This window comes from Brevundimonas sp. (assembly GCF_035561115.1).
Lineage (GTDB): Bacteria > Pseudomonadota > Alphaproteobacteria > Caulobacterales > Caulobacteraceae > Brevundimonas.
This window is the reverse complement of the sequence record NZ_DATMYH010000062.1, coordinates 1-12,795: the sequence shown is the minus strand read 5'-3', so window position 1 is coordinate 12,795 and position 12,795 is coordinate 1. Positions and strand designations below refer to the sequence as shown.

The window sequence follows — 12,795 nt, the reverse complement described above, 5'->3', positions numbered from 1 at the left end:
CATGAAGACGGGAACGTCCTCGCGCCCGGCGATCTGACGCAGGATCCGGGCGTTGCGCGCCGTCTTCTCCACCGGCACGTTCCCGCCCACGGCGGTGACGGCCAGCAGTTCCAGCTCGCCCGCCCCGAAGGCGAGCATCAGCGCCACGGCGTCGTCCACGCCGGGATCGCAGTCGATGATGAGGGACAGGGTTTTCACCGGATCAGGTTTGAAGCGGGTCGCCCGGACAGGCAAGCCTCAGCCGGTCACCTGCACCGGTCCACGCAAACCTGCGCCAGCACCTCGGCCGAATCCACCAGCGGCACGGACACGTCCTCCGCCCCCAGCAGCAGCGGCACCTCCGTGCAGCCGGCGATCACCGCCTCGGCGCCCGCCGCGACCAGGGTCGCCGCCAGCCGCCGCATCTCGGCCCGCGGCCCCTCGCCCAGGTCGCCGCGTTTGACCGCATAGACGCAGGCCATGAAGGCCTCGCGCGCGGGCCCGCTCAGCCGCACGATCTTGCAGCCCTTGCCCTGCAGGGCGCGGGCGTACAGCGCCTCGCCGCCCGGCGTGGCCAGGACGCCGATCTTCTTGGCTCCGCCCGCCGCGGCCGCCTCTGTCGTCTCGGCGATCATGTCGATGAAGGGCAGGCCGACCTTCCGGATGCCCGCCGCCTGGGCGTGGGCGGTGTTGCACGGCATGCACAGCACCTGGGCCCCGGCGTCGCGCAGCCGCATCGCCATCTGCCCCAGCGTCGCCTCGGCGGCGTCGGATTGCCGGTTGCGGTCCGGCACCTGCGGGTTGATGTCGGCGATGATGCGGATGTGGTCCTGATCGCCCTGCGCCGGCGTCAGCGCCTGCACCCGCGCCAGGAAGGCCACCGTCGCGGCCGGTCCCATGCCGCCCAGAACGCCCAATACCTTGCCCATTGTACCCTTGAACTCCTCGCCGCCTTGCCAAGCGGACGGTCAGCCGCCCTTATGCGCGAAAACCATAAGGAAGCGCCATGCCGACGGAAGCCGAGGCCGCGACGGCCCTGATCACCAATGACGCGGTCGTGCTGGGCCTCCTGGCGGCCATACTCGGCGGGGTCTTCTGGGCCTCCGGCCTGGCGCATCCCTGGGCGAGGAAATTCTTCGCCGTCGTCCCGGCCCTGCTGCTCTGCTATTTCCTGCCCTCGCTGCTGACCACCTTCGGCGTGGTCGATCCCGAGACCTCGCGGCTTTATTTCATCGCCTCGCGTTTCCTGCTGCCCGCCGCCCTGGTGCTGCTGACCGTCTCGGCGGACCTGCCCGCCGTGATGGGCCTGGGTCCCAAGGCGCTGATCATGTTCTTTACGGGCACGCTCGGGGTGATGATCGGAGGGCCGGTCGCCCTGCTGCTGACCAGCTGGGTCGCTCCGGACCTTCTGGGCGCGGGGCCTGAGGCGATCTGGCGCGGCATGGCCACCGTGGCCGGCAGCTGGATCGGCGGATCGGCCAACCAGGCCGCCCTGTACGAAATCTTCGACGCCGGCCCTGACGTCTTCTCGATCTGGATCGCCGTCGACGTGGTCGTCGCCAACATCTGGATGGCCGTGGTCCTGTGGATCGCCGCCAACCAGACGCGGATGGACCGGTTGTTCCGCGCCGATACCACCGCCCTCGACCGGGTGCGCGACAAGGCCGAGGCCTATGAGACCGAGAACGCCCGCATCCCCACGCTCAAGGATCTGATCTTCATCGTCGCCGTCGGCTTCGGCGCGGTCGGCCTGTCGCACGCCATCGCCGATCCCCTGTCGGCCTGGTTCGGCGCCAGCTTCCCCTGGGCCCAGCGTCTGTCGCTCGACTCCAGCTTCTTCTGGCTGGTGCTGATCGCCACCGTCATCGGCGTGATCCTGTCCTTCACCGGCGCCCGCAAGCTGCAGGGTCCCGGGGCGGCCAAGGTCGGCTCGGTCTTCGTCTATATGCTGGTCGCCACCGTCGGGCTGAACATGAACATCGGCGCCGTTCTCGACAGCCCCGTCTACTTCCTGATCGGCGGCGTCTGGATGCTGATCCACGTCGCCCTGATGTTCGGCATGGCCTTCCTGATCCGCTCGCCCAGCTTCTTCCTCGGCGTCGGCTCCATGGCCAATATCGGCGGCGCCGCCAGCGCCCCGGTCGCCGCCGCAGCCTTCCATCCGTCGCTGGCCCCGGTCGGCGTCCTGCTGGCCGTGGTCGGCTACATCATCGGCACGGCCGCCGCCTGGTTCACCGGTCTGGTGATGATGCAGATCGCGGCGGGGGCGGGGTAGGGCCTCTTGAACCAGCTCGACGTCGCCCTTCGCGCCACGGGCGTCGGCCTGCTGCTGCTGATCGGCCTCGTGCTCGTCCTCTCCACGCCCCGAAGGGCGACGGCGCTCTGGTTCGTCCCGTTCGCCCTGGGCGTCGCAGGCTTCCTGGCGGTCAATGCGATCGGCCTCGCGTCCGAACTGCCGGACCCGGCCTGGTCGGTCGCCTCGCTGCTGAGCAGGCTGGCGACGGTTTTCGTCTGGTGGTTCTGCCTCGCCCTCTTCGACGGCGACTTCCGTCCGCGCGCCGTCGAGCTTGCGGGCGGCGGCGTCTGGCTGGTCCTTGTGGCGATCGACAAGGCGTATTTCTTCCCGGCCCCCTCCGGTATCGACCTGTCCGCGGTCCTGATCGCCCTGGGCGTGGCCATGATGGGTCATGTCGGCTGGCGGTTGATGCAGGATTTCCGCGGCGACCTGATCGAAAGCCGGCGTCGCGCCCGGCCGGTCTTCGTCGGACTGCTCGCCGCCTTCCTGCTGCTCGACTTCGGCATTGACCTGCTGATGGGCTACGGCTGGCGCCCGCCGGGCTTCCTGCTCCTCCAGAACGGCGTCATCGTCCTGCTGACGGTCGGCCTCGGCGCCTGGCTGCTCACGGCCGATACCCTGGTCGTCGCCGGACCGGAATCGCCGCGCCGGACCCCCGCGGTCGCGAAGCCGGATCCCGACGCCCCCCTTCTGGCCCGGCTCGACGCCCTGATGATCGGTGAGCGGCCCTACCTCGACCCGGATCTGACGATGTCCCGTTTCGCCGCCCGTCTCGGCGTCCCGGAGGCCGTACTGCGGCGCCTGATCAATCACCGTCTGGGCTTCGGGCATTTCCGCAACTTCCTCAACGTCTACCGGGTGGAGGAGGCCAGGCGACGGCTCCGCGCCGGTCCCGCCGCCCCGGACAAGATGATCTCGATCGCCTTCGATTCCGGCTTTGCCTCCCTCGCCTCCTTCAACCGCGCCTTCCGGCAGATTGTCGGCCAGTCGCCCACCGGTTTCCGGGATGGCGCCGCCGCGCCGGACCGTCTGGTGAGGAGCGATTGATCGGGTTTTGAGGAGCGTCGCCGCCGCGGCGCGGCCACGCTCCTCCCATGACAACATCGCCCCCGGACACCGCCCGCCGTCCCGACTTTCCCGCCCGTTCGCCGTGGCTGGTCTCGGCTCTCGTCATCAGCGTCTTCCTTGTGGTCAACGCCATCGGCCTGACGCCCTTCCGCACCGTGGCGGGCGACTGGGAGGGCTGGAGTCGCATCGCCGCCCTCGCTGTCCTTGGCTACGGCCTGTACCTGATCGGCCCCCTCCTGACGGCCAGCCTCCTGTTCGGCCGATCCCGGGCGCTCGACGCCCTTGGCCTGTCGGGATCGCTCCCGGTCGCCCTTGGCCTGGCCGGCGGATGCAGCCTGATCGTGCTGGTCGGGATCGCCGTCAGCTCACCCCTGGCGGAGATCGGTCGGCTGCCGCTCGAGCTGGTGCGAAGCGCCCTCCTTCCGGGCCTGGCCGAGGAGCTGCTGTTTCGCGCCTTCCTGTTCGGCTTCCTCTATCGTTTCGCCGGCTGGGGCTTTGCGCCAGCGGCCCTGCTCTCCGCCGCCGTCTTCGGCGCCGAACACCTCTACCAGGGCGGAGACCTGGTCGAGGCCGGCGCCATAGCCGTCCTTACCGGGATCGGCGGGCTGTGGTGGTCGTGGCTGCTGGTGGAATGGCGGTGGAACGCCTGGGTCCCGATCGCCTTCCATGTTCTGCTCAACGCCTTCTGGACCGCGTTCGACGTATCGGACTCCGCCCTCGGCGGCGGCCGTGAGATCGGCCTGAGACTCGCGTGCATGGCCCTGTCGATCGGCGTGACGATCATCGTCGCATCGCGTCGGGGCGGCCTGCGGATCCGGGGGCGTCGCTGGTGGCTGGGAGAGGCCGGACAGGCCGCGTGACCGGTCGCGAGCCGGCCCGGAACGCCGGCGCCCTACAGCGCCCCTTCGATCTCGCCCTGGTATCCGAACAGCCCCTGCGCCCCGCCCGTATGCAGGAACACCACGGTCTCGTTCTCGAATCTCCCGGCCCTGGCCAGGGTGATCAGCCCCTTCATCGCCTTGCCCGTATAGACCGGGTCCAGCACGATCGCATCGGTCCGGGCCGCCAGCTTCAGCGCCTCGATCACCGCGTCGTCGATCAGGCCATAGCCCTCGCCGACATAGTCGCAATCGGCGACCACCATCCCGGCCTCCACCGCGTCCGGCCGCCCCAGCAGGGCCGCCGTCTCGCGGGCCAGCTTCAGCACCGACTCTTCCTGCTTCGCCTTCGGCGCCCGCACGCCGACGCCCAGCACCGGAATGTCCGCCCCCATCACCGCCAGACCGGCGACGAGACCGGCGTGCGTCCCGGCGCTGCCGGTGGCGGTGACGATCCGGTCGACCTGCATGTCCAGTTCGTCGGCCTGGACCACGATCTCGCGCGCGCAGTCGACATAGCCCAGCGCGCCGATCGCGTTCGAGCCGCCGCCGGGAATGACGTAGGGCTTGCCGCCCCGCGCCCGCACCATGGCCGCCGTCTTCTCCAGCTCGGCGGTCATGTCGGAGCCTCCCGGAACGGTGCGGATGCCCGCGCCGAACAGCCGGTCCATCAGGACGTTGCCGTTGTGCGTATAGTCGATCGCCTTCGAGCCGGTCCGCTCTTCGAGGATGACCTCGCAGGCGAAGCCGTGCGCCGCCGCGGCCGCCGCTGTCTGGCGCACGTGGTTGGACTGCACCGCGCCCTGGGTGACCAGGGTGTCCGCGCCCTGCTCCATCGCGTCGCCCAGCAGGAATTCCAGCTTGCGGGTCTTGTTGCCGCCGCCGGCCAGACCCGTGCAGTCGTCGCGCTTGATCCAGATCTCGACGCCCAGGGCCTCGCTCAGCCGGGGCAGCGGCTCCAGCGGCGTCGGCAGATGGGCAAGGCGGACGCGGGGAAAGCGGGCGAGATGCATGGTCGACTCCGGTGTGCGGCCCCTTCTAGACGCCCACGCCCGAATTGCCGACCCGGTTCCCGGCTTCAGGCGGCGGGAACGCCCTCCACCGCCTCCAGCAGGATCCGGATCACCCTGCCGGGCGTCAGGTCGTCCTGATCGATCAGCGAGTCCAGCGCCTCTCCATGCGCGGGGGTGATCCGGGCGTTGGCCATGGTCCAGCGGCTGAACAGCCGCCCGGCGATCGGCTCGCGGCCCATCAGTATGATGTCGCGATGGCGGGGATCGTCCTCCAGCCGGCGCAGCAGGGCGTCCAGCGCCTGGGCGGGGCCTTCGACGACCTGGATATAGCGGTCGCGATGGGCGGCCAGCGCCCCGGTCAGGCCCTCGCGGTCGTTGTTGCGTTGCGATTCCGCCAGGATGACGGCCAGATTGCCCAGGGAGCCGGTCGTGCCCGTGGCGGTGCTTTCATAGACCAGCCGTTCCAGATGCAGACTCATGTTCACCCTCTCGCTGTCGGGCCGTAATGCAAAGCTCCGGTTCCGGGTTGCAGGCGCACTAGCGATTTGTCTTTGAAAGGAAATGTCCGTTTCCGCACACAGGACGCCCAAACGCCCCGTCCGCGGCGTGCGAAATTTTTCCGGCGGCGAGGAACGGTTTTCGGCGACCGCGGTTTATCGGTCGGACCTTGCGGCGATGCGCGCTCGACAGAGTCCTCCGCGGCCCGGTCTCTGCCACGCCCCCCGACGCAGACCGGGCCGCACCTTCCTCTTCTTGCGGCCATCCGCCCGCCCCGCTTGCCGACTCACGTCGCGCGGCCCGATGCTGGGCGCATGGCCGAATCGCCCGCCCCCGTTCTTGCTAGGCTGCGCGACCGAAGCGCGACCGAGGCCGCCATCGTCGCCGCCGGCGAGCGCATCCTGCTGCGCGACGGCTTCCCCGGCCTGAACGTCCAGACCCTGGCCGCCGAGGCGGGCTGCGACCGCAAGCTGGTCTACCGGTATTTCGACGGCGCCGACGGGGTGGTGACGCGCATCGCCGACCGCGCCCACGCCGCCCTCGCCGCCAGCCTCGCCTCCATTCCCCAGGTCGAGGCGGCCTCCCTTCGCACCTTCGCCCGCATCAGCCTGCTGACCTGGCTGGCCGCCCTTCGCGCCAGTCCGCTGTCCCTGCGCCTGATGGCCTGGGCCCTGGTCGAGGACTCCGGCCTGCTGCGCCGCATCGAGGCCGACCGCGCCGCCGTGCTGCAGACCTGGATGCGCGAGCGCCGTCCCCGGCTGCGCGTCCCGCCCGAGGGCGACCCGACCGCCCTCAACGCCGTCCTGCTGGCCGCCGTCCAGCATCTGGCGCTGTCGGCCGACCGCCGCGGCGGAGTCGCCGGCCTGACCCTGGATCCGGAAGGCTGGCCCCGAGCCGAGGCCGCCCTCGACCGCCTGCTGCTCGCCTTCCCGGACTGACGACCCTGGCCGGCTCACACGCGCCCACGCGGGCGTCAGCACAACTATAAATGGCCAAGCTTCGAAAACTTCTTGATTTTCGGGAGTAATGTGTGGGCACATTTGCGACACAATCGAGGGGGGACTCCGAAATGAACAATCAGCTCCACCAAAAGCGCGCCGGCCTTGGTCTGAAAGACCTTCTGCGCGGTTCGGTGGCCGGTCTGTGCCTGGCCGCCGCAGCAACGCCGGCCCTCGCCCAGTCCGGCCAGCCTGGTCCAGCCCAAGGCGGGTTCCTGAACTTCGGCGCCGTCGAGCGCGCGCCGCAGATCGTCATTGCGAACCCCGGCACGCCCACCACGGCGCGCGATCCCGTCAACGTCACGGGCGTCGGCCAGATGATCATCGACCAGCAGAACGGCTTCATCGGCCTGTGCACGGCCACGTTGATCAACCCGCGGACCGTGATTTTCGCGGCCCACTGCGTCAACGAGCGGGCGGCCAATGCCTACGGCGCCGGCGGCACGCCCATAGGCTTCGGCTTCTCGAGCAACAACAACGCGGCGGGGAACAGCGCCTTCGGCGGCTGGCTGGGCAACCACCAGACCAACACCTCGCGGTTCATGTACAATTCGAACCACGTCGCCTACCACCCGGCCTCGCTGGAGCCCGAGGCCAACAGCTTCCTGTATGGCGACGTCGCCATCGCCTCGCTGGACACCGTCGCCCGGGACGTCCCCAGCTGGTCGATGCTGTTCTCGGCCCTGCCCGCGCCGACGATCACGGCCGCGGGCACCGGCTATCATGTCAACCTTTCCGGCTATGGAAACAACGGCACGGGCACGACCGGCTCGACCGGCGGCATCGACTTCCGCCGCCGTCTGGCCGAGAATATGCTGGGCGGCCTGGCCTCGATCGACGAGTTCGAAAGCTTCCTGTTCGGAAGCCCCGGAGGCGATCTGCCGCAGAACGTCTACTGGATCGACTTCGACGACCCCCGCCGCGGCACGGCCCAGGCCAGCCCGTTCGATTTCAACGCATGGCGCGACAACGCCCTGCCGCGCGAGGGGATCACCGCCAGCGGGGACTCCGGCGGCCCGCTGATTCTCGACAACACCTTCTCCAAACCCGTCGTGATCGGCGTGCTCTCGGGCGGTTACACCCGCTTCTTCAACGGCCAGCCGGCGAACGGCTACGGCACCGCCTCCTTCTTCCAGCCGCTCTATCTCTACTGGGACTGGATCGCGGCGAATAACCCCTATCACTACGTGTCCGCCCTCGCAGGCGACGGAAACTGGACCGACGCCTCCCACTGGGTGACCAGTCTGGATCCCAACTACCAGATCATCGGCCCCGACGGTCAGCTGGTGAACGGCGTCCCGACCGACGTCGGGGCGGGGCCCACGGGTCCGGACGCCAACGGCTTCGGCCAGATGTGCTTCCAGAGTGGCGGCGTCAGCGACTGTGTGGACGTCGCCACGGGGGTGGAGACGATCCAGAACAAGCCGATCGGCGCCGGCGCCTCAAGCGGCGCGGCGGTCGTCTCGGTCGACGCCCTGCTCGAAACCGGGGCCGGCGAGGAGACCGCCGGGGCCGCCCCGGCCGAGGCGCAGACCCGCTTCAGCGGGGAATCCGTCGGCGCCGTGCGCGAGGCCCAGGCCGGTCTCGGCGGGAGCATCGGAACGGCGGCCCTGCCGGCGGCCACCCTGCTGAACGGCCTGCCCGGAGCGCGTAATTTCGTCCCCGTCAATTTCGAGGGTGACCGCCTGGCGGGCGCCGCGCCGCGCTATTTCGACGTGACCCTGTCGGCCAACGGCACAACGACGCTCAGCACGGCCGTCACCATCGATCGCCTGACCATGGCCGGCGTCGGCGCCGGGCTGAACATCACAGGCACAGGCGATCTGTTCAGCAATATCGACATCACCCAGCTGACCGGCACGCTCCACGTCGATGGCGCGCTGCGGACCCCCGGCGACTTCTTCATGATGACGGGCGGCCTCAGCGGGTCGGGGGCGATCACCACGCCCTTCTTCACCAACATGGCCGGCGTCATCGCGCCCGGAACCCCGACCACGATCGGGACCCTGACCTTCAACGGCGATGTCATCCTCGCCTCGGGCGGCGCCCTGCTGATCAACCTCGGCGCCAGCGGGAGCTCGGACCGGCTGGTGGTCACCGGCCAGGCCAATCTGGGCGGGCTCGTGACCTTCGGCTTCACGCCCGGAACGGCGCCGCGCTTCGGCGACAGCTACACCTTCCTGACCGCGGCAGGCGGCGTCAGCGGGACGTTCTCGGACGCGCCGATCACCGCGATCCTGCGGCCGACCATCACCTACCTCCCGACCTCGGTCAGGGTGCAGATCGCGGCGGGTCTCTATGCTGACGTCGTGACCAGTTCGCCGATCCAGGCCGCCTACGCCCGGCTGCTGGACCAGAACCGGGTCGCCTACGCCGGGTTCAGCGACCTCTACGGTCCGCTGGACGTCCAGTCCGCCGACTCGATCCAGGCCACGCTCGAGGCCCTCGCTCCCCGGACAGAGACGCTGAAGACCTCGCTGGGCGTCGCCGCCATGGACAGCATGGCCAGCTTCTACCGCGAGCGCCTGACGTTGACGGGCGCCGACATGGACGGGTCGCTGCAGGTCATCGGCCGGCCGGTCGACTACGCCTCCGTCGCCATGGATTCGCTCGACGGCGGCTCGGTCTCTCCCCTGGGCGAGACCGGCGAGTCGGTCGTCGTCCCCGACGTCCTGCCCGACGGCCTGCGGGCCTTCGTCGCCGCCGGCTATCTGGACGGCGAGGGCGCCCCCATGAGCACCGCGACCGGCGGCGGCAAGGATTCGTTCGACGGCTATTTCATCGCCGCGGGCGTCGAAGCCGCGCTCGGCCGGCAGGCCATGCTCGGCCTCGCCGTGTCGACCACGGAGCTGTCCGGCTCGACCGCCGTCGCGCCCCAGTCCGCCGAGGGCCGGCTGTTCCTCGGTACGGCCTACGCCAACTGGCGGGCGGACAGCGGCCTGGTGCTGAACGGCATGTTCAGCTTCGGCGAATTCGACACCGAGACCACCCGCCTGGCGGCGGTCGGCCCCGGCGTCTTCACCCTCAAGACCAGCGACGGCGCCCGCGCCATGGCGGGCGAGATCGGCCTCGGCTTCCGCACCGAGAACGACCAGGTCTCGGTCACCCCCGGCGCCTCGCTGCGGGCCAGCAAGATCAACTACGGTCCGACGACGGAAACCGGCGGCGGTCCGGCCCTGCAGTACCAGCGTGAAAGCGCCGACGCCCTCGAAGGCCGCCTCGGCCTGACGGTGTCGGGCCGGTCGTCCACCTTCAGGCCCTACGCCAGCGCGGCCGCGGTCCACGCCTTCGCCGATCCGGTCTCGTCCTTCGGCGCCAATTTCGTCGGCGGCGTCGGTCCGGACGCGGTCTTCGCCCTGGGCAGCCAGGACCGGAACTGGATCGAGGTCGGCGTCGGCCTCGAGGCGATCCGCGACGTCTGGCGTTTCACCGTCGCCGCCGAGACCACGCTGAGCCGGGACGATGTGGAGAATCGCTCCGTCCGCGCCGCGGCCTCCATCCGCTTCTGACGGCCTCGACCGGATCGCGCCCGCTTGACCCCCGCGGTCGGCGGGCGCAGGTTCCGCGCGTTCTCCGGGGGGTCGCATCCGAGCGGCTGAGATTGGCGTGATCGCCTGACCCGTCGAACCTGATCCGGGTCATGCCGGCGAAGGGATGGGAATTCAGCCCCGCGAAGGCGGGGACCGGGCTCGAGGGCCCGGCTCAACCCTGCGTCGGCGGCCTCTCACGAGGAGCCTTCGCCATGGACCGTTCCCGCTTTCTGGCCGGCCTGATCGGCCCGACCCTTGCGGTCATTTCGCTCGGCCTGCTGCTGAATCTCGCCCGCCTGCCCGAGCTGGTCGACCAGCTGTCCGCCGGCTGGGCCCTGATCATGATCGCCGGCGTCGTCACCCTGATGGCCGGCCTGGCCGTCGTGCTCAGTCACAATGTCTGGAAGGGCTGGCCGGCCATCGTCACCGCCTTCGGCTGGCTGGCCGTCGTCGGCGGAACCGCCCGCATCCTGTTCCCCAGCCAGATCGCCGACATCGCCCCCACCCTGATCACCGGCGGCGGCCCGCTCGTGCCGGTCCTGATCGGCGTCTGCCTCCTGCTCGGCCTGTTCCTGTCGTGGCAGGCCTTCCGTCCCGTTCGCGCCTGATCTCCGGAGCCCCCATGAACATCGCCGTCACGCCCCCCGCCCTGCCCGAAGAGCCCAATGTCGATCTGGCTCTGAAAGACGCCCGCGATCAGGTGATGCGCGAGACCGGGACCATCCCGACCGGCGAACGCGCCGGCTCGAAGAAGGTCTATGTCGCCGGCGAGCTCTACCCCGACATCCGCGTCCCCTTCCGCGAGGTCGCCGTCCACCCCAGCGCCAATGAGCCGCCGGTGACCATCTACGACTCCTCGGGCCCCTACACCGACCCGACCGTGACCATCGACATCCAGCGCGGCCTGCCCCTGGTCAAATCCAGCTGGCAGCTCGACCGCGGCGACATCGCCCCCGTCCTGAACCCGCGCGAGGTCAAGCCCGAGGACAACGGTCACGCCAGCGGCAAGAACCTGGCCCCCCGCTTCGACACCTCGCACCACAAGGTCTTCAAGGGCGTCGAGGGCCGCCCGGTCACCCAGTACGAATATGCGAAGGCCGGCATCATCACCCCCGAGATGGAATACGTCGCCATCCGCGAGAACCTGCGCCGCGAACAGACCGCCCCCTGCATCCGCGACGGCGAGGACTTCGGCGCCTCGATCCCCGACTTCGTCACCCCCGAGTTCGTGCGTCAGGAGATCGCCCGCGGCCGCGCCATCATCCCGCACAACATCAACCACCCCGAGGTCGAGCCGATGATCATCGGCCGGAATTTCCTCGTCAAAATCAACGCCAACATCGGCAACAGCGCCGTCCTGTCCTCCGTCGACGACGAGGTCGACAAGCTGGTCTGGGCCACCCGCTGGGGCGCCGACAACGTCATGGACCTGTCGACCGGCCGCAACATCCACAACATCCGCGACTGGATCATCCGCAACTCCAGCGTCCCCATCGGCACCGTGCCGATCTACCAGGCCTTGGAAAAAGTAAGCGGCGTCGCCGAGGACCTGACCTGGGAGGTCTATCGCGACACCCTGATCGAACAGGCCGAACAGGGCGTCGACTATTTCACCATCCACGCCGGCGTCCGCCTGCCCTTCGTGCCGATGACCGCCAGACGCGTCACCGGCATCGTCTCACGCGGCGGCTCCATCATGGCCAAATGGTGCCTGTCGCATCACCGCGAGAGCTTCCTCTACGAGCATTTCGAGGACATCTGCGACATCATGCGGGCCTACGATGTCTCCTTCTCCCTGGGCGACGGCCTGCGTCCCGGCTCCATCGCCGACGCCAATGACGAGGCCCAGTTCGCCGAGCTGCGCACCCTCGGCGAGCTGACGAAGATCGCCTGGGCCAAGGGCTGCCAGGTCATGATCGAGGGCCCCGGCCATGTGCCGATGCACAAGATCAAGGCCAATATGGATGAGCAGCTGAAGCACTGCCACGAGGCGCCCTTCTATACGCTCGGGCCGCTGACCACCGACATCGCCCCCGGCTACGACCACATCACCAGCGCCATCGGCGCGGCCATGATCGGCTGGTTCGGCACGGCCATGCTCTGCTACGTCACGCCCAAGGAGCACCTCGGCCTGCCCGACCGTCAGGACGTCAAGGACGGCGTCATCACCTACAAGATCGCCGCCCACGCCGCCGACCTGGCCAAGGGCCACCCCGCCGCGCGGATGCACGACGACGCCCTCAGCCGCGCCCGGTTCGAGTTCCGCTGGGAAGACCAGTTCAACCTCGGCCTCGACCCCGAGACGGCCCGCAAATACCACGACGCCACCCTGCCGAAAGAGGCCCACAAGACCGCCCATTTCTGCAGCATGTGCGGCCCGAAATTCTGCTCGATGAAGATCAGCCAGGACATCCGGCGGGACGCCCAGGCGCAGAATGACGCGGGCGGTTCGCTGGCCGAGGCGGAGGCCGGGATGGCGGAGATGAGCGCGAAATTCCGGGCCGGGGGCGGGGTGGTGGAGGTGAAGGTGTGAGG

At 69.5% G+C, this 12,795-nt stretch carries 11 protein-coding genes and 1 riboswitch; of the genes, 7 read left to right on the top strand and 4 right to left on the bottom strand.

All coding sequences use genetic code 11. The features are described 5' to 3' along the window. Together VN378_RS08280 and VN378_RS08275 are read right to left on the bottom strand one after the other, a co-directional pair. Positions 1-198, bottom strand: a 198-nt coding sequence (locus VN378_RS08280; RefSeq protein WP_325742766.1) for a nucleoside hydrolase, incomplete at its 3' end; no start/stop codon positions are given. Between the two features lie 47 nt (positions 199-245). Beyond that, entirely contained in the window at positions 246-908 is a 663-nt protein-coding gene (locus VN378_RS08275; protein ID WP_325742763.1) for an aspartate/glutamate racemase family protein, read from the bottom strand. A gap of 77 nt (positions 909-985) precedes the next feature. Between VN378_RS08275 and VN378_RS08270 the strand changes: the two genes are divergently transcribed. Genes VN378_RS08270 through VN378_RS08260 form a run of 3 tightly spaced genes read left to right on the top strand, consistent with a single transcriptional unit; the run spans position 986 to position 4,203 of the window. Then, complete coding sequence (locus VN378_RS08270) at positions 986-2,254, top strand: DUF819 domain-containing protein (protein ID WP_325742761.1); 1,269 nt, start codon at positions 986-988, stop codon at positions 2,252-2,254. 6 nt (positions 2,255-2,260) lie between these two features. After that, positions 2,261-3,322: a helix-turn-helix domain-containing protein gene (locus tag VN378_RS08265; RefSeq protein ID WP_325742759.1), complete on the top strand. Its 1,062-nt coding sequence runs from the start codon at positions 2,261-2,263 to the stop codon at positions 3,320-3,322. 47 nt (positions 3,323-3,369) lie between these two features. Then, positions 3,370-4,203: a CPBP family intramembrane glutamic endopeptidase gene (locus VN378_RS08260; protein ID WP_325742757.1), complete on the top strand. Its 834-nt coding sequence runs from the start codon at positions 3,370-3,372 to the stop codon at positions 4,201-4,203. Positions 4,204-4,235: 32 nt separating this feature from the next. On the opposite strand, the gene VN378_RS08255 is transcribed toward VN378_RS08260, so the two are convergent. Continuing rightward, positions 4,236-5,234: a D-cysteine desulfhydrase gene (locus tag VN378_RS08255; RefSeq protein WP_325742755.1), complete on the bottom strand. Its 999-nt coding sequence runs from the start codon at positions 5,232-5,234 to the stop codon at positions 4,236-4,238. A gap of 65 nt (positions 5,235-5,299) precedes the next feature. Then, on the bottom strand, positions 5,300-5,713 hold the full coding sequence (locus tag VN378_RS08250) for a BLUF domain-containing protein (RefSeq protein WP_325742753.1): 414 nt from the start codon (positions 5,711-5,713) through the stop codon (positions 5,300-5,302). 333 nt (positions 5,714-6,046) lie between these two features. Here VN378_RS08250 and VN378_RS08245 point away from each other — a divergent pair, with 333 nt between their 5' ends. The 4 genes from VN378_RS08245 (at position 6,047) to thiC (ending at position 12,793) form a co-directional block, all read left to right on the top strand. Continuing rightward, positions 6,047-6,670 (top strand): TetR/AcrR family transcriptional regulator, encoded by a 624-nt coding sequence (locus VN378_RS08245; RefSeq protein WP_325742751.1) that lies wholly within the window; start codon positions 6,047-6,049, stop codon positions 6,668-6,670. Between the two features lie 131 nt (positions 6,671-6,801). Further along, the gene (locus VN378_RS08240) at positions 6,802-10,239 is read left to right on the top strand and encodes an autotransporter domain-containing protein (protein ID WP_325742749.1); all 3,438 of its coding nucleotides are present in this window, start codon (positions 6,802-6,804) and stop codon (positions 10,237-10,239) included. A 55-nt stretch (positions 10,240-10,294) separates the two neighbouring features. Then, positions 10,295-10,403: riboswitch (TPP riboswitch) on the top strand. 69 nt (positions 10,404-10,472) lie between these two features. Next, positions 10,473-10,868: a hypothetical protein gene (locus VN378_RS08235; protein ID WP_325742748.1), complete on the top strand. Its 396-nt coding sequence runs from the start codon at positions 10,473-10,475 to the stop codon at positions 10,866-10,868. A gap of 95 nt (positions 10,869-10,963) precedes the next feature. After that, entirely contained in the window at positions 10,964-12,793 is a 1,830-nt protein-coding gene (thiC, locus tag VN378_RS08230; RefSeq protein WP_325742768.1) for a phosphomethylpyrimidine synthase ThiC, read from the top strand. The last annotated feature ends 2 nt before the right edge of the window (positions 12,794-12,795 follow it).

Excerpts from the sequence above, each read along its gene's own strand:
- VN378_RS08275 (WP_325742763.1), bottom strand. The coding sequence starts at position 908 with ATGGGCAAGGTATTGGGCGTTCTGGGCGGCATGGGACCGGCCGCGACG.
- VN378_RS08270 (WP_325742761.1), top strand. The coding sequence starts at position 986 with ATGCCGACGGAAGCCGAGGCCGCGACGGCCCTGATCACCAATGACGCG.
- VN378_RS08260 (WP_325742757.1), top strand. The coding sequence starts at position 3,370 with ATGACAACATCGCCCCCGGACACCGCCCGCCGTCCCGACTTTCCCGCC.
- VN378_RS08255 (WP_325742755.1), bottom strand. The coding sequence starts at position 5,234 with ATGCATCTCGCCCGCTTTCCCCGCGTCCGCCTTGCCCATCTGCCGACG.
- VN378_RS08250 (WP_325742753.1), bottom strand. The coding sequence starts at position 5,713 with ATGAGTCTGCATCTGGAACGGCTGGTCTATGAAAGCACCGCCACGGGC.
- VN378_RS08245 (WP_325742751.1), top strand. The coding sequence starts at position 6,047 with ATGGCCGAATCGCCCGCCCCCGTTCTTGCTAGGCTGCGCGACCGAAGC.
- VN378_RS08240 (WP_325742749.1), top strand. The coding sequence starts at position 6,802 with ATGAACAATCAGCTCCACCAAAAGCGCGCCGGCCTTGGTCTGAAAGAC.
- VN378_RS08235 (WP_325742748.1), top strand. The coding sequence starts at position 10,473 with ATGGACCGTTCCCGCTTTCTGGCCGGCCTGATCGGCCCGACCCTTGCG.
- thiC (WP_325742768.1), top strand. The coding sequence starts at position 10,964 with ATGCGCGAGACCGGGACCATCCCGACCGGCGAACGCGCCGGCTCGAAG.